Genomic DNA, 16666 nt, shown 5'->3' with positions numbered 1-16666 from the left:
TTTTATTCCCATACTTGATAAGAATAAATCATTTTTTGATAATGATATCCAGCATAATGATAGCAAAATGAATACAGATAAATTTTTTACATTGCTCCAAAAGAGCTTACAGATTATAAAAGTTCATGATGGTTTCATATTTGCCAGCTTATCTAATAGGAGAACATCATGAAATTATTAGCAGGAGCTCTTATAATAAGCTCGACACTGTTTACCCTATCGACCAATTCTCAAACGCTGAAAATTGCAAGCGATGCTTCTTATCCGCCATTTAGTTATATTGACTCAAATAACAAACTTCAAGGATTTGATATCGATATATCTTATGCGCTTTGTAAAAAAATGAATGTTGAATGTACTATTGTCACACAAGACTTCGAGGGGATGATTCCCGGTCTTCTTGCAAAAAAATACGATGCTATCGTTTCTTCCCTTTCTCCTACAAAAGAGCGCTTACAAAAAATTGATTTTACAGATCCTTACTACAATAATGTACTTGCTATTATCGTGACTAAAAATTCGGGAATTAAAGAAATCTCAACACAAGACTTTAGAGGTAAAAATCTTGGAGTACAATCGAATACAACGCAAGCTGCATATGCGGAAGATCATTACGCCTCTGAAGGAGTGAATATCAAACTTTACCCTACAGCAATAGAAGTTAATCGTGATCTTTTAAGCCACCGGCTTGATATCATCATCTTTGATAAATTAAAAGCATTAAATTGGCTTGAAAATGAAGGAAAGAATTGCTGTCTCCTCTTAGGAACTCTAGAAGAAACAAATTTTCCTGTTGCAATTGCACTCCGTCAAAATAATAATGATCTTAAAAACAGTTTTAATAAAGCAATAGAAGAAATCCGCACCGATGGAACCTATGAGAAAATTATGAGAAAATATTTTACTTTTGATATTGATTAGATATCACTATGAATTAAAATTCAGTCTTTATATTTAAGGCGTATTTTAAACTCTTTATTGGGCATGCAAGTATAATCGGAAATTTAGCATTTTTATAAAAAAATTTTAATTGTTCCTCGATATTTAAACATTTTATAGAATCTAATCACAACAATAAGGTTGTATTTTTATCGTATCAAAATCTAATTTTTTCTTTATGTTCAAATTGAATAGCCTTATTTTCAAGAAATAATCCTTATTTTTATTCATAAAATGATCCAAATCAATCATTTCATGAAACTTAAGTTATCATATAAGCAATAAGATATTTATTCTTTTTTTATCAATAAAAAAGATAATTTTTTTGATAATAATGTCCAACATAATGATCTAAAATAAGCATCAATAAATTTTTGAATTGCTCCAAAAAAGCTTATAGATTATAAAAACATAACGATTTCATATTTGCCTGCTTATCCAATAGGAGAACATCATGAAACTATTAGCAGGAGCTCTTATAATAAGCGCCGCACTATTCACCCAATTGACTGATGCGAAAACATTAAAAATTGCGAGTGAAGGCACCTACCCTCCCTTTAGTTATATTGACTCAAATAATAAATTGCAGGGACTTGATATTGATATATCTTATGCGCTTTGTAAAAAAATGAATGTTGAGTGTACTATTGTCACACAAGACTTCGAGGGAATGATCCCTGGACTTATTGCAAAAAAATATGATGCTATCATTGCTTCCCTCTCTCTCACAAAAGACCGCTTACAAAAAATTGACTTCACAGATCCTTACTACGATACAGCACTGGCTGTTATTGTTACCAAAGCTTCGGGAATTAAAGCAATCTCGACCCAAGATTTTAGAGGTAAAAATCTTGGTGTACAATCGAATACAACACAAGCTTTCTATGCAGAAGATCATTATGCTTCTAAAGAGGTGAAAATCAAACTCTACCCTTCCATAATAGAAGTGAATCGTGACCTTTTAAATCATCGACTTGATGTGATTATTGTTGATAAATTACAAGCATTAAATTGGCTTAAAAATGAAGGAAAAGATTGCTGTCTCCTCCTAGGAACTCTAGAAGAAACAAAATTTCCTGTTGCAATCGCACTCCGTCAAAATAATAATGATCTTAAAAATAAGTTCAATAAGGCGCTAAAAGAAATCCGTTTGGATGGAACTTATGAGAAAATTATGAGAAAATATTTTACAAGTGATGTCTATTAAATATCAATAGGATAATTTAAATGAAACCTGTTGGTTATTTCTAAAAAATATTATCTAACTCTTTCATGAGGAACACAAGAATGATTGAAAATTTAGCATTGCTATCATTTAGCAATGGTGGGTGGGGAGCGGTTATACTTTCTAGTGCAGGAATGACATTGTCATTGGCATTATGTTGTGGACTTCTAGGACTTCCTCTAGGTCTTCTAAATGCAGTGATGATTCGATCTAATATTAAGATGGCCAAAGCTATGGCACGCCTCTTTTCAACGGTATTTCGTGGACTACCAGAGCTTTTAACTTTGTTTTTAGTTTACTACGGGTTACAAAGCCTTATTCAAAATGTCTTTGACTATTTTAATTTTGAAATCATGTTCAGTATCAATGCTTTTGTTGCTGGTGTTCTTGCGCTTAGTATGGTTCTTGCAGCTTTTTCTTGTGAAGTTTGGCTTGGAGCATTTAATATTTTTGATAAAGGTCAATATGAAGCGGCTAAAGCTTTAGGACTTTCACGGTCAACCACATTTTTTCGTATTGTCTTCCCTCAGCTCATCCAAAATGCCTTGCCAGGACTTTCTAATAATTGGCTTACTTTACTGAAAGATACATCCCTTGTTTCAACCATCGCACTTGTTGACCTCATGCGACAAACGAATTTAGCTGTCGCTGCTACCAATAAACCCATGCTATTTTATCTTGTAGCATGCTTGCTCTATTTGTTATTTTCAGCGTTTTTTGCTGCAATCTTACGCCATTTGGAAATATACACTCAAATAGGCTATAAAAAGGTGCTACGTCAATGATTCCTGAGTGGCTTTATTTCCTTTTCAATCCTGATCTTTTAAGCCATTATGGACCAAAATTTATTAATGGCTTTATTGTTACTGTTGAGCTTGTTTCTATTTCTTGTTCTCTTGGTTTTTTTCTTGGTATGCTTATCGCTTTTGCACGTGTATCAAAAAATACATTTTTACAATATTGTGCAAATGCTTATGTCTATTTTTTCCGTGGCTCTCCTTTATTAGCTCAACTCTTCCTTTTTTATTATGGGCTTGGTTCAATGAACAGTTTTTGGCAACAGGTGGGACTATGGTGGTTTTTTCAAAACGCGTGGTATTGTTGTCTTTTTATTTTTACACTCAATTCTGCTGCCTATCAATCTGAGATCTTGAAAGGAAGTTTTCTATCCGTAACAACTGGGCAACGTGAAGCATCAAAAGCTTTAGGTCTAAGTAATTCTGTCACATTTTTTAGAGTTATTCTTCCACAAGCAATAATTGTAGCATTACGCCCCCTAGGAAATGAGTTGATTTTAATGATTAAATCCAGTGCTATTGCCTCACTTATTACTGTTTATGATTTAATGGGGGTTGCTAAACTCACTTATTCACGGACTTTCGATTTTCAAGTTTACGTTTGGGCTGCTCTTATCTATCTCTTTATCGTTGAACTCATTCATCGTTTTATTGTTTTTATCGAACAGCGCCTCACTCGATATTTACGGTAAATAAAATGATTATAAAAAACTTTACCAAACCAAAATGTTAAATTAATCAAGTTATTCATCAATGAAAGAATAAAATAAGATGAATTTGAAAAATAATAAATCGATCTCCCCCAGTAAAAACCCTGTGATCTCTATTCGAAATCTAAATAAATGGTATGGAAACTTTCAGGTCCTACATGATATCAACTTTAATGTTCAAGCTGGTGAACATATCGTTATTTGTGGACCATCCGGATCAGGAAAATCAACGTTAATTCGCTGTATTAATCAATTAGAACAAGCCCAAAAAGGTTCAATCTGTATCCATAACGTTGATATCCATACCGCTTCTGTACAACAGCAAAAAAATGTTCTTCGTAAGATAGGAATGGTCTTTCAAAACTTTAATTTATTTCCCCACATGAGTGTTCTACAAAATTGTATTTTAGCACCTATGACAGTTCAAGGGCTTTCCAAACAACAAGCACAAGAACGGGCAATTCGTTACTTAACGCATGTTGGTATTGAAAAACACTGTAAAAAATATCCTTTACAACTTTCTGGTGGGCAACAACAACGTGTTGCGATTGCCCGTGCACTTTGTATGGAACCTGAAGTCATGCTTTTTGATGAACCAACCTCTGCTCTTGATCCAGAAAGTGTGGGAGAAGTTTTGGAAGTGATGGCTCGATTGGCCGATACAGGGATCACAATGCTTTGTGTTACCCATGAAATGGGCTTCGCACGCAAAGTCTCAGAAAGAATACTCTTTCTAGAAAATGGAAAAATTGTTGAAGATACAGCCTCTGAAGAATTTTTTACCAATCCTAAAAGCAAACGTGCTTGTAATTTTCTTGCTAAAATTAAATATTAACCATTAAAATATTGCTTTATTTATACAATTTTATTCCTGCTTTTTAAAAGAGCGATAATTGTTTGTGCGCCAACAACCCCCGATGATACTTCAATTTTCATTTTCTGTTCTACCATCTGAAAGGCATCGAGTTGTGCCTGTCGTATCAAAGGATTATACAAAAGTTGTTCTACTTGTCTTGCTAACATGCCTGGGCGTAAAAATTCATCAAAATATTCTGGTACAATAGGCTTATCAGAAATAATATTGGGAAGAGCTGCACTCCATAACATTATTTTAGGGAAAATAAAGAATTTAGAAAAACGATCAAGTTTATAGCAAAGGATCATTGGAATTTTAGCTAATGCTAATTCAAGTGAAACCGTTCCAGATGCTGCAAGTGCAACATCTGCTTGTGCAAAAGCACGCCATTTTGCATCTTCACCAACTACAATTTCCACTTTGCTTTTCCAGGCTTGTACAAAATGACGAATTTTATTCGCTAAACGTGGTAAGGTTGGTAAAATAATACGTAAATGAGGAATACGTTGTACAAGAATCTCTACTGTTTCTTGAAAAATAGGCATTAAGGAACGAATTTCTAAATTGCGTGATCCTGGTAAGATAACTAATGTAGGCGATGATGTTTGTTTATCACACAAGTGTTTTTTTTCTGATTGGCGCTCTTTTTCTGATTGAACTCTCAAAAGGGGAGGATATGTCAAAAGACGATGTCCAACATAGGTCGTGGCAGGACCTCCCAAATCTTGCATAACCTTTTCTTCAAAAGGAAAAACCGCTAAAACATGATCAATAAATCCACACATAGCTTTTGCACGCTCTGGCCTCCATGCCCAAACGGTTGGTGCAATATATTTAATGATAGGAATAGAAGGCGCTAAAGCATGTACCTTTTGTGCAACACGATGTGTGAAATCAGGACTATCAATAATAATTAAACAATCAGGTTGTTCTTGTGCAATAAATTTGGATAAATTGCGAATATGTAGCAACAACAATGGTAGTTTTTTTAACACCTCCTTTAAACCTATTAAAGTAATATCATGGGAATCAAAAAAGCTTTTTAAACCCAATGCCTTTAAATGCCTCCCCCCAACACCAATCAAACGAATATTGCTTCCTATCTGTTGTGATAAACAAGAAATTAAATCAGACGCAAGTAAATCACCAGATTCCTCACCTGAAACCACAGCAATCTTTAAGAAACAATTATTCATGACCAAACTTTTCAAATGTCTCTATAAATAGAGAATATTTGTTAGCTTTTTCTATTGTTGTTTTCACCGATAATATTAGACTTCTATTTGCCTCCACCGCAACACCAGATAAACCACTCTTTGCAATATTCATTATTGTCGTAGGCCCAATTGATGGCAAATCAACGCGATTATCCTGTTGTGGTTTTGCACATTTTACAAGAACGCCACCTTTAAGGGGAATTTGCCCTCTTTCTCGCATTTCACAAACACGCCACAACATATTATCAGTTCCCTCAGCGCCCTCCAGTGCAACCACCCTTCCTTGGACAATGACAACGGCTTGCCCGATATCTAATTGACCTAAAAGCTTTGCTGCTTCTGCTGCTAAAAAAATATCTTTTTTCTCTTTTGGAGTAGCACGCCGTACTGTTAAATTAAATTCTATAGGAGCTAAAAGATCTGGGACTATTTCGTGAGCACCAATAACACAAAAACCGTGTGCTTCAATAACCCGTATAAAAGCTTTTAATAACGCATCATCCCCTCTCTTCAAAGCTCCGATTAACTTAGGAAGAGCTAAAAATGTTGTCCAGTCCAGTCGCAATTGTTTAAGAAGTGGGCGCTTTTTCACACCACCTGCCAAAACAACATTATAAACTCTAGCCTCTTTTAAGATTTTAATGAGTCGCGCTAACTCTACAATTGATAGCTCGCAATGCTCATAGCGATAAAGAACCGAATCTGCCTCACCACGCAAAAGCACAAGAAAAGGATTCTCTCCATTCTTCTCAAGAGCCTGCGCAACAGTAATCGGTAGAACACCATTTCCTGCTATAACAGCAGTACGGCCGGAAAAAAAACTTCTGGCTCCCCAAATAGGCATTTTTAATCCTTTTGTTTTTTTATTCTATCGCCTTCAAATTTTGGTGTACAATAAAAACGCTTTCCTTCTTCTTTAATAAAATTAACAACGTCAGCAACAGACTGAGAAGAAGAATAGAAAGAAGCAACATCACTGACACGTTCTTTAAATGGTTTGCTATGATCAAAAAGCATGGCAACCGCATGACGGAGTGCATGAATATCTTGACGCTCAAGTCCTGCACGCTTCATGCCAATAATATTGAGACCAGCAAGTTTCGCCTGCACACCAACAGCTGTTCCATAAGGTATCAGATCACCAACCAGTGCAGATACGCCGCCGATAAATGCATGATGTCCGACACGAACAAATTGATGAACAGCAGCACCACCACCAATAATTACATAATCACCAATAGTAACATGACCAGCAATCATTGCGTTATTGGCAAATGTTACATGATTGCCTACATAACAATCATGAGCGATATGCGCATAACAAAAAAATTGGCAATTATCACCAACAACTGTCATTCCCACGCTCGAATCGGAACCCCTATGCATTGTTACACCTTCACGAATCGTACAATTCTTACCAATAAAAAGAGTCGTAGCCCCTCCTTTATGTTTATTATTTTGCGGATCTGCTCCCAAAACGGCATGAGAAAATACTTTACTCTTGGCTCCTAACGTTGTCTTTCCCATTATTACAACATGACTTGTCAAACTACATTCATCACCAATAACAGCCTCTGAACTAATATGGCAAAATGGTCCAACGCGTACATTCTCACCAAGCTGCGCTCCCTTTTCCACAAGAGCAGTTGGATGGATTTTCGTACCGGACATTTTTAAATTCCCATCAAATATCGTTTATTCTTCTTCGACAATCATCGCAGCAATTTCTGCTTCAGCGACTCGGACATCTTCTACTTTTGCAACACACGAAAAACGTCTTATACCAGATCTTTTTTTCAAAAGCTGAACATGAATCTTGAGCTGATCACCAGGCATAACCGGTTTACGAAATTTCGCATTATCAACCGTCATAAGGTAAACTAAATTTGTTTGCTTATTGCCTAAATTTAAAAGTGCTATTGCTCCTGCCGTTTGTGCCATAGCTTCTAAAATCAAAACTCCAGGCATAACAGGCTTTGCGGGAAAATGTCCTGTAAAATGCGGCTCATTAATCGTTATATTTTTAATACCAATAGCTCCTTGTTCACCATCAATATCAACTATACGATCGATTAATAAAAATGGATAACGGTGCGGTAATATTGATAATAGTTTTTCAATATCGACAGCCTCTAAGTTTTTAGTCTTCTCACTGCTGATCATATCAGCGTTTCTCCTTTTTAACTTTTCCCATACTGCGCAACGTCGCTACTTCACGAAACCATTGTTTAAATGGTCGCGCTGGACTACCTCCCCATTTTTCGCCATCCGGAATATCATTCATAACACCACTACGAGCAGCAATCTGAACACATTTACCTATTATGATGTGATCGGCTACTCCAACACATCCGCCAAGCTGAGACATATCCCCTATAGATGTACTTCCCGCAATGCCACATTGAGCGGCAATAAGACAATAGCGGCCAATTTTTACATTGTGGGCAATTTGTACAAGATTATCAATCTTGCTTCCTTCACCAATAACAGTATCTTGAAATGTCCCACGATCAATTGTCGTGTTCGCACCAACTTCTACACCATCCTCAATAATAACGCGACCAAGCTGTGGAATTTTCTCGATTCCAGAAACGCTGCCAACATAACCAAAACCATCTTGCCCAATGCAAACACCAGGATAAAGCTGAACCTTATCACCTATTATAGAACACTGAACTGTTACCTTAGGAGCAATATAGCAGTCACATCCAATACGGCAATTTTCACCGATAACAGCTGTGGATGAAATAAGAGTTCCTGCACCAATCTCAACATTTCTACCAATAACAGCTCCCGCTTCAATACACACATCATGTGCCAACTTAGCCGTTGGATGAATATGCGCATGAGATGAAATCCCCTTCGGTCCCAACCAAGGCATTGGCTTGACAGAATCTGGAAACAAAATACGACCAATCTGAGCAAAGTCACGCTGTGGCGTGGATGTCACCAAAATTGCCATAGTTTCGGGAACTTTAAAAACAATCTCATTCGTACAAAAAACAGCAACAGCAGAACTATCCAGTAAAGCATCAGAAAACTTCCGATGCTCTACAAAAACAAGAGAACCTTCCACAGCACTCTCAAGTGAAGAAAGAGTATTGATAACTTTATGAGAAAACTCTGGATTAAGAAGCTTTGCACCCGTCAACTCAGCAACATTTGCAACTGTCAATCGCCGGGACGGCGTAAAAAAAAATGTATCCGCCATCAAAACACTTTCTCTCCCCGCTTAAGCTATTCTCTTCGCGTTTTTCCTTCTTAAAATCGCTCCAATCAGAACTTCGTAGAAATACCAAAGTTCAATTGTTGCAAACGATCACCTTCCTGCTTCATTATTGGCCAAGCATAATCAAAACGCAAAGGACCAAACGGAGAATCCCACATCAAACTTACACCTGCAGATGAACGCCAAGCACTTTTAGTATTGGTAACAGACGGTTCACCTTTAAAAACGGCTTTATAATTATTGCCATAAAGCGTAGCAATATCCGCAAATAAAGCACCGCGCAACCCGAACCCTTCAGGCACAACAGGGATAGGAAACTGTACTTCAGCAGTCGCATTCATATATGTCGTTCCCCCCAAGAAATAAACCTCACCCTTACTGGAAACCTGACGTGGACCTATTCCATTATATTTGAACCCTCGAATCATATCAGTATTCGCTTTAAACATATCGAAAATACGAACACCTTCTTTACCTATTTCATGGATATAACCACCCCCAAAGGAAAGCAAACCAACAATATCCTTCTGATCAGAAAGAGTCTTGTACATCATCGCCTTACCCGTGGTCTTCAAGAACTTTGCACTTCCACCAAGCCCTGCATATTCCTGAAGAAGATGCACGTACCACCCATCATGGGGGGATCTCATATCATCAATCGTATTATAGGTAAAACCATAACTAATTGATGAACGTTTCCAAGGGCTTTGTTTTGCAGCTTGAACAATAGCACCAGAATATTTCCCATATAATTCTATTACATCACTCTCTTTGTCAAAATCATACTCTCCGCCAAAATCATATTCTTCCTGCACATAAGAATAAGCTACATTAGCAGATAATTGATTATTAATAGGTAACGAAAACCGCAGCGATCCACCTGTCTGTCGTACATCATAGGCTTTATCAGCACGATAAGTACTACGAAAAATATCAATGCCAGCAGATAAACGATACCCTAAGAAATAAGGATCAACAAATGATAAATTATAATTACGAGATTTTTCTTGCCCCGCACCTAATCCTAAACGAACATATTGACCACGTCCCCCCAGATTACGTTCAGTAACAGAAACTTCAAGTGACATACCAGGACTTGTTCCTCCTGTTGTATACCCTCCAGAAAGAGAGAGATCTCCTGTTGAAGCTTCAACGACATCTATTACCAAAATAACTTGGTCAGATTGATCTGTGGGAACCATTGAAATATTAACGGCTTTGAAGAAACCTAAACTTTCTAGACGACGTTTTGCCCGCTGTAATAAAGTTTGATTGTAAGCATCCCCTTCGTTTAAATCAATTTCACGGCGAATGACGTAATCACGCGTTTTCTCGTTGCCACGTATATCAATACGCTGAATATAAGCACGTGTACCCTGTTCAATATTATATAAAATTGAAATTGTATGATTTGCTAAATTACGATTTCCCCGCGGTTCAACTTTAGCAAAAGCATATCCCGAATCAGCAACCTTGTTATTAATAATTGCAACAGACTGTTCAATATCTTCTGCATTATAAACATCACCTGGCTGGGTTTTAAGAACCCTTTTCACAGATTGAACATCAATTCCATCAACATCACTTTCAACCTGAATATCACTAATTTTATAGCGCGCACCCTCATCAAGAACGAAAGAAATTTTATACGTATTGCTTGCTGCATCAAAAGTCGCTTTAGAAGAGACTATACGAAAATCTGCATAACCACGATTATAATAAAAGCGACGTAAAGCTTCTTCATCAGCAGCGAGGCGCTCTTCACTGTAAACATCACCTCCCAACAACTTCGAAAAAATTCCTGAAGTTTTTGTTGAAATCACATCACGCAAACGGCGACTTCCAAAGACACTATTTCCCTTAAAAGTAATATCACCAATCTTTGTTTTTTTCCCTTCAATAACATTAAATATCACATTAACACGCCCTTTTCCAAGGTTAATCGTTTGAACGTTAACAGTGATATTATTACGACCAAGAGTTTTATAGGCTTCACGAATTGTATTTATATCAGCAGAAAGCTTTGCAGAATTAAAAGGCTCATTCGGTTTTAAAGAAATAAACCGCTTAAGATCTGGATCTTTAAAAGATTTATTTCCCTGAAACAATATTTGATTGACAACCTCATATTCTTTTACGAATACAACCAATTTATCACCTACCGGATTTATTTTAACATCATAAAATAAACCCAATTCAAAAAGATTCTTTACAGCATTATCGACATCACCACTGGAAACCCCTTGTCCAGCCTTAATCCCCATATTGTCTCGAATCGCCTGAGAACTTACAAACTTATTCCCACGAACCTCAATAGAACGGACTACAGACGCTTGTATTTCTCCAACCGCAGCAATTGACATAAAAACCGTTGCTGAGGCAATCATCCCCATCTTTAACACCAATACAGATGCTGCATTTAAAAACTTTGAATTCGTAGTCATTGGCTTTTTTACCTTACTCTTATTCCTTGGACATGATGCCTTAAAAAGCTAACTGCCATAATAACCTTAGCGAGACTTTTCATTCCTTAATTACTCATTATAATGTACGACGCCACAACATTTTGCAGACATGGTAAACAACCCTCAATTTGTTTTTGCTATTATTACTCAATTTATAAAGCGTTTTCTATAATTTAATTAGCTAAATCTACAAAAATAATCATTAAAAAAGACAAAGATCATAAAAAGGAGAAGAATGGAAAAACCTAAACGAAAAACAATTCCCTGAATCTTAGCTGATATTTTCCTCCCAGTAATGACCTCAATGACATGCAATAAAAGATGTCCCCCATCAAGCGGTAGAATCGGAAAAAGGTTAATAAGCCCAACACTTATTGAAAGAAAAGCTGCCAAATTCAACAAAGAGATAAAACCTGTCTCGCTCACTTTCCAAGCAATTTTAACGGTTTTAGAAGGTCCACTTAGCCGACAACGATCCTCTTTTCCTCCTATTAAACGACTCATAAAAAGAACAGTTTGAGTAGTAATAAACACAGTACGGTCTGACGCTTCTCTTACAGCTGTTACAAAATCATAGCGAATATGTTTTATATAAGCCGGATCTAAATGTGCAGGATTATTTAAATCAACAGGAACACCCACACCTATCATAGCACTTCGTGTTCGATTACCAAATCCATCATCTCGCTCAACGACTTTCGGGGTAATCACCGTTGTAAAGAATCGCCCCATGCGTTCTATTTTAAACTCTATGGGTTCTCTTCCGTGAAAAGTTACATAATTCATCAAATCTTCAAAACTTTCAACCCGTCGTCCATCCATTTCAACAAAACGATCACCTAATTCCAAACCGGACTGAAGAGCAGGGCTATCTTTTACCAAAGAACCAACAACGGGCTCAATGGCTACACGACCATAGATAAAGAAAAAAAATGTTAGAATAACAACAGTAAAAAGGGCATTGAAGAAAGGACCAGCAAAAACAGTTGCTGCTTTTTTCCAAGCATGCGCACTAGCAAATGAACCATCAACAATCAGAGATGATTGGGATGATCCCGTATCGATTTTTTCTTCATCCCCAACAAATTTTACATAACCTCCTAAGGGAATAAGTGCTAAACGCCACTTCGTGCCATGCTTATCTGTATAACTCGCTATTTCTGGCCCAAATCCAAGCGAAAAAATTAACGCCTTAATACCACACCACCGACCAATGAGATAATGCCCAAATTCGTGCACAAAAATGATAATCATAATGATGAAAAGAATACTCAAACTTCTTAAAAGAAAATCACCCATAGTGACGATATGATTTAAAAGTCCCAAACTATCTTCTCCCAATTAGATCATACTAAAAAGATTAAAAGGCGCATCCATATCAGACATAAATGAACCAATTAAATAAAGAAGAAAAGCTGCCCCTACCAATCCATCTATACGATCCATAAAACCACCATGTCCAGGCAATAAAGAACTAGAATCTTTAACAGAAAACCGTCTTTTGAGCCATGACTGCCCTAAATCACTCAATTGTGAAACAATTGACAAAACAAGTGTAAGGAGTGGCACAAAAAAACTTACTAAATTTATATCAAAAAATCCAAAAGCAACCCATATACCACCGAAAACTCCGAAAAATGTACCACCAAGTGCTCCTGACCATGTTTTATTAGGAGAAAATTGTGGTGCTAATTTAGGACCCCCTAATGCACGTCCGATAAAATACCCACCAATATCTGTTCCCCACACTATCGTAAATAAGAAAATAACAACTTGAAACCCCAACATTTCATGATCCCGTAGAAAACATAAAGCAACAACAGGGAAAGATGCATATAAAAAACCACAAAAAACCCAACCACCCTTTTTTATAGATATAATAGCCAACACCGCAGCCAAAACGATTAAAACACAAAAAATCAATGAAGCAGATACACTCAACACTAAAAAAAAGCCAAAGATCAAATAAAAGATACTTGCTAATATTTTTTGTGAAATACACCATTTCTCTTTAGTAATACTCATCCACTCATAAAGAACAAAACCGCCAATACACCATACAAATAAAAAAAAGAAGATTCCTCCCAACCATGTTAGATACAACGCAATAAAGCCAAACACAAAAGCTGTCAGAACACGATAAACCAAATTAGACAAAACAACATCCAAACGATAAAAATAGAAAATACAAGCTCTAAAATTGACGCAAGAAAAACCTCCCTACGCAGTATTTTTATTTCATACTTGTATAAATTTCTCTTATAATTTACTGTAAACAATTCAGTCTACCAAGATAGCGCTTATAAGACTAATAATCAATGAAAACAGCTTCAAAAATCTCCGTCAAGATTAATCCTAAAATATTTTTTTAATATTTTCTCAAATATAAAATGAATTACGCCACATAATATCTGCTTGATCGATTATACTCACATGTTTTATAATGGGAAATAAGAGAAAGTTTAGGCTTATTTTTGCGTTATATTCTTTCCCTAACCCTCATCTTAGAATATTGAAATAATTTCTAATAACGCTTTCATTATGCCGTTTAACAAAAACATGCTAAACTAAAAGCCCTCCCAATGCTGTTAAATAGTGTCTTCCAGCAAAGGGTATGGCTTACCACGCAGATTTAAAAATTAAAACATCTGCCCTTTCAAATCAATCTCTACCATATCAAGATGATAAAACGATAAAATACCTTTCTGCATCACACCTTGCTATCACAGAACACACCACTCCCTACTATTATCCATAGAAGCAATTTACAGGCTGGGAATATAACACCCTTTTTCTAGCAACAAAACCGTCTTAAACGTGCATAATCTCAGATTCTTTTACGGCTAAAATTTTATCAATATCAGCAATAGTTTCATCTGTGAGTTTTTGAACTTTTTCAGACAAACTATGTGCTTCATCTTGTCCAATTTGACCATCTTTTTCTAACTTTTTCAAATCGTCCATACCATCCCGACGAACATGACGTGTAGCAACACGCGCTTGCTCTGCATAGTGATGCGCAATTTTTACAAGTTCTTTACGGCGCTCTTCATTCAACTCAGGCAAAGGAATACGTAAAGTCGTACCATCAGTTATGGGATTTAAACCAAGACCAGAATCGCGAATAGCGCGCTCTACAGCTCCGACCATCGTTTTATCCCATACAGAAACAGAAAGCATCCGAGGTTCGGGAACAGAAATATTAGCAACCTGATTTATGTGCACAACAGAACCATAAGATTCAACAGTCAACGGTTCTAATAAACTGGCCGATGCACGTCCAGTCCGCAAACCACCTAATTCATGTTTAAAAGCCGTAATAGCACCATCCATGCGACGTTTCAGATCAGCCATAATTGATGTAACATTCATATTTCTGTCTCCTTCAATTGTCCTTTGAAGCTTACCCTTATTCCGATACTATTGTAAAGCGTCCTGTTCCATTCAAGACCTTAGCCAAACCGCCTTTTTCATGAATGGAATACACAATAATCGGTACATTGTTCTCACGTGCTAAAGTGACCGCCGTTGAATCCATAACAGATAATCCCCATTGCAAAACTTCAACATGTGTTAATTGATCAAAACGCTTAGCCGTAGGATCTATCTTTGGATCTGCTGAATAAATACCATCAACTTGTGTTCCTTTAAGAAGGACATCTGCACCAATTTCTGCTGCACGTAAAGTAGCAGCAGAATCAGTGGTAAAAAATGGATTTCCTGTACCACCCGCAAAAATAACAACTTTTCCCTGATTCATATAAGCTATTGCTTTACGTTGCGAAAAACTTTCACAAATTTGTGGCATAGCAATTGCAGAGAGTACAACAGTTTCAACCCCTAATTTTGTCAAAGATGTTCGCAATGCTAAAGAGTTAATAGCAGTTGCAAGCATTCCCATATGATCACCTGTCACTCGGTCCCCACCATGCGAAGCAACAGCAACGCCACGAAAAATATTTCCCCCACCGATAACAACCGCAACTTCTATCCCCATTGTGCGCACTTCTGCAATATCAGCGGCAATACGGTCTACAACAGAAACATCAATGCCAAAACTCTGCCCCCCCATAAGAGCTTCACCAGAAGCCTTCAAAAGAATACGTTTATACGGAAGTGCTAATGCCATTAATAATCTCCCCAAAAGCACATTTACTTTTTGCTTTTGACATCACGAAGGGCACCACTTTTTTCATGTGACGCCCTCTCAACAATTACATTGTTCCCATCAGAGATTCTACAACCAACGATATGATTTTAAATCTCTGATCAAGGGTTTGCAATAACTAGCCTTTTACAGCAGCAGCAACCTCTGCAGCAAAATCAGACTCCTCTTTTTCCACACCTTCACCTAATGCAAAACGAATAAAGCCTGTAATTTTTGTTGGTGCACCAATTGATTTCTCAGCATCCTTTAAAACTTCCTCAACAGTCATATCAGGATTCATAACGAAAGCTTGAGAAAGTAAAACAACCTCTTCAAAAAACTTACGCATACGTCCTTCTACCATTTTTTCAATGATATTTTCAGGCTTTCCAGACTGACGTGCTTGATCTGAAAAAATTGCTTTTTCACGTTCAACAGCAGCAGCATCAACATCTTGTGCTGTAAGCGCTAACGGATTGGTTGCCGCAATATGCATCGCAATCTGCCGACCAAAAGCAAGAGCTGCTTCTTTATTTCCTGTTGTTTCAATCGCAACCAAAACACCAAGCTTACCAAGACCATCAGCTACACTATTGTGTATATAAGTCGCAACAACACCATTCTCAACAGACAATTTAGCGGAACGACGAAATGTCATATTTTCGCCAATTGTACCAATTGCATCTTTAATCGTAAGCTCTACAGTCTTCTCAGAACCTGGATAAAGAGAAACAGAAACAGATTCAACGTCACCTGGCGTATCTAAAGCAGCAGTTGCTACATTGCGCACGATGTCTTGGAATCCGGCATTGCGTGCAACAAAATCTGTTTCAGAATTAATCTCAACCAAAACCGCATTTAAATCTTTTGATACGACTCCGATTAATCCCTCAGCCGCTGTACGACCAGCCTTTTTATCTGCTTTAGCTATTCCTTTTTTACGAAGCCAATCAACAGCAGCTTCCATATCACCACTGGTTTCAGCTAGAGCGGCTTTACAATCCATCATACCAGCGCCAGATAGTTCTCGAAGTTCTTTTACTTGTGCAGCAGTAATGCTCATATTTGCCTCTTTATTTTG

General features: G+C 37.0%; 16 protein-coding genes. 5 read left to right on the top strand and 11 right to left on the bottom strand.

What is annotated here, in order from left to right; genetic code table 11:
• Positions 1–168: 168 nt before the first annotated feature.
• The 5 genes from ACFIJ0_RS01985 (at position 169) to ACFIJ0_RS01965 (ending at position 4506) form a co-directional block, all read left to right on the top strand.
• On the top strand, positions 169–921 hold the full coding sequence (locus ACFIJ0_RS01985) for a transporter substrate-binding domain-containing protein (RefSeq protein ID WP_375622705.1): 753 nt from the start codon (positions 169–171) through the stop codon (positions 919–921).
• A 472-nt stretch (positions 922–1393) separates the two neighbouring features.
• Positions 1394–2146, top strand: a complete 753-nt coding sequence (locus ACFIJ0_RS01980) for a transporter substrate-binding domain-containing protein (RefSeq protein WP_375622707.1) — start codon at positions 1394–1396, stop codon at positions 2144–2146.
• Between the two features lie 80 nt (positions 2147–2226).
• Positions 2227–2949: an ABC transporter permease gene (locus ACFIJ0_RS01975; RefSeq protein WP_375622709.1), complete on the top strand. Its 723-nt coding sequence runs from the start codon at positions 2227–2229 to the stop codon at positions 2947–2949.
• Positions 2946–3653: an ABC transporter permease gene (locus ACFIJ0_RS01970; RefSeq protein ID WP_375622711.1), complete on the top strand. Its 708-nt coding sequence runs from the start codon at positions 2946–2948 to the stop codon at positions 3651–3653. Before ACFIJ0_RS01975 ends, ACFIJ0_RS01970 begins: the two co-directional genes overlap by 4 nt.
• 79 nt (positions 3654–3732) lie before the next feature.
• Positions 3733–4506 (top strand): amino acid ABC transporter ATP-binding protein, encoded by a 774-nt coding sequence (locus ACFIJ0_RS01965; RefSeq protein WP_375622713.1) that lies wholly within the window; start codon positions 3733–3735, stop codon positions 4504–4506.
• Between the two features lie 20 nt (positions 4507–4526).
• Here ACFIJ0_RS01965 and lpxB read toward each other — a convergent pair whose 3' ends face one another.
• From lpxB to tsf, 11 genes are all read right to left on the bottom strand, one after another.
• A complete protein-coding gene (gene lpxB / locus ACFIJ0_RS01960; protein ID WP_375622715.1) occupies positions 4527–5723 on the bottom strand; it encodes a lipid-A-disaccharide synthase in 1197 nt (398 codons plus the stop codon).
• Positions 5716–6588, bottom strand: a complete 873-nt coding sequence (locus ACFIJ0_RS01955; RefSeq protein WP_375622717.1) for an LpxI family protein — start codon at positions 6586–6588, stop codon at positions 5716–5718. The genes lpxB and ACFIJ0_RS01955 overlap by 8 nt, the downstream gene beginning before the upstream one ends.
• A 2-nt stretch (positions 6589–6590) precedes the next feature.
• Positions 6591–7415, bottom strand: a complete 825-nt coding sequence (gene lpxA, locus ACFIJ0_RS01950) for an acyl-ACP--UDP-N-acetylglucosamine O-acyltransferase (RefSeq protein ID WP_375622719.1) — start codon at positions 7413–7415, stop codon at positions 6591–6593.
• A 24-nt stretch (positions 7416–7439) separates the two neighbouring features.
• Positions 7440–7907 carry a 3-hydroxyacyl-ACP dehydratase FabZ gene (fabZ, locus tag ACFIJ0_RS01945; RefSeq protein ID WP_375622721.1) on the bottom strand — a complete coding sequence of 156 codons (468 nt, stop codon included), beginning with the start codon at positions 7905–7907 and terminating at the stop codon, positions 7440–7442.
• Position 7908: 1 nt separating this feature from the next.
• A complete protein-coding gene (gene lpxD, locus ACFIJ0_RS01940; protein ID WP_375622723.1) occupies positions 7909–8955 on the bottom strand; it encodes a UDP-3-O-(3-hydroxymyristoyl)glucosamine N-acyltransferase in 1047 nt (348 codons plus the stop codon).
• Between the two features lie 65 nt (positions 8956–9020).
• A complete protein-coding gene (gene bamA / locus ACFIJ0_RS01935) occupies positions 9021–11417 on the bottom strand; it encodes an outer membrane protein assembly factor BamA (RefSeq protein ID WP_375622725.1) in 2397 nt (798 codons plus the stop codon).
• Positions 11418–11615: 198 nt separating this feature from the next.
• Entirely contained in the window at positions 11616–12764 is a 1149-nt protein-coding gene (locus ACFIJ0_RS01930) for an RIP metalloprotease (protein WP_375622727.1), read from the bottom strand.
• A 15-nt stretch (positions 12765–12779) separates the two neighbouring features.
• Positions 12780–13595, bottom strand: a complete 816-nt coding sequence (locus ACFIJ0_RS01925; RefSeq protein WP_375644175.1) for a phosphatidate cytidylyltransferase — start codon at positions 13593–13595, stop codon at positions 12780–12782.
• A 654-nt stretch (positions 13596–14249) separates the two neighbouring features.
• Positions 14250–14810 (bottom strand): ribosome recycling factor, encoded by a 561-nt coding sequence (gene frr, locus ACFIJ0_RS01920; RefSeq protein WP_375622731.1) that lies wholly within the window; start codon positions 14808–14810, stop codon positions 14250–14252.
• A gap of 37 nt (positions 14811–14847) precedes the next feature.
• Positions 14848–15567, bottom strand: a complete 720-nt coding sequence (pyrH, locus tag ACFIJ0_RS01915) for a UMP kinase (protein ID WP_012755043.1) — start codon at positions 15565–15567, stop codon at positions 14848–14850.
• Positions 15568–15724: 157 nt separating this feature from the next.
• On the bottom strand, positions 15725–16648 hold the full coding sequence (tsf, locus tag ACFIJ0_RS01910; protein WP_375622733.1) for a translation elongation factor Ts: 924 nt from the start codon (positions 16646–16648) through the stop codon (positions 15725–15727).
• Positions 16649–16666: the final 18 nt, after the last annotated feature.

It is taken from the genome of Bartonella sp. OC68QHHN (genome assembly GCF_042193875.1).
Classification (GTDB): Bacteria; Pseudomonadota; Alphaproteobacteria; order Rhizobiales; family Rhizobiaceae; genus Bartonella; species Bartonella grahamii_A.
The sequence above is the reverse complement of the archived record's forward strand: the minus strand, read 5'-3'. Positions and strand labels throughout refer to the sequence as shown.

Bases quoted from the DNA above. Each gene is read 5' to 3' on its own strand.
- ACFIJ0_RS01985 (WP_375622705.1), top strand. From the start codon at position 169: ATGAAATTATTAGCAGGAGCTCTTATAATAAGCTCGACACTGTTTACC.
- ACFIJ0_RS01965 (WP_375622713.1), top strand. From the start codon at position 3,733: ATGAATTTGAAAAATAATAAATCGATCTCCCCCAGTAAAAACCCTGTG.
- ACFIJ0_RS01970 (WP_375622711.1), top strand. From the start codon at position 2,946: ATGATTCCTGAGTGGCTTTATTTCCTTTTCAATCCTGATCTTTTAAGC.
- fabZ (WP_375622721.1), bottom strand. From the start codon at position 7,907: ATGATCAGCAGTGAGAAGACTAAAAACTTAGAGGCTGTCGATATTGAA.
- ACFIJ0_RS01975 (WP_375622709.1), top strand. From the start codon at position 2,227: ATGATTGAAAATTTAGCATTGCTATCATTTAGCAATGGTGGGTGGGGA.
- lpxB (WP_375622715.1), bottom strand. From the start codon at position 5,723: ATGAATAATTGTTTCTTAAAGATTGCTGTGGTTTCAGGTGAGGAATCT.
- ACFIJ0_RS01980 (WP_375622707.1), top strand. From the start codon at position 1,394: ATGAAACTATTAGCAGGAGCTCTTATAATAAGCGCCGCACTATTCACC.
- ACFIJ0_RS01955 (WP_375622717.1), bottom strand. From the start codon at position 6,588: ATGCCTATTTGGGGAGCCAGAAGTTTTTTTTCCGGCCGTACTGCTGTT.
- tsf (WP_375622733.1), bottom strand. From the start codon at position 16,648: ATGAGCATTACTGCTGCACAAGTAAAAGAACTTCGAGAACTATCTGGC.
- frr (WP_375622731.1), bottom strand. From the start codon at position 14,810: ATGAATGTTACATCAATTATGGCTGATCTGAAACGTCGCATGGATGGT.
- pyrH (WP_012755043.1), bottom strand. From the start codon at position 15,567: ATGGCATTAGCACTTCCGTATAAACGTATTCTTTTGAAGGCTTCTGGT.
- lpxA (WP_375622719.1), bottom strand. From the start codon at position 7,415: ATGTCCGGTACGAAAATCCATCCAACTGCTCTTGTGGAAAAGGGAGCG.
- bamA (WP_375622725.1), bottom strand. From the start codon at position 11,417: ATGACTACGAATTCAAAGTTTTTAAATGCAGCATCTGTATTGGTGTTA.
- lpxD (WP_375622723.1), bottom strand. From the start codon at position 8,955: ATGGCGGATACATTTTTTTTTACGCCGTCCCGGCGATTGACAGTTGCA.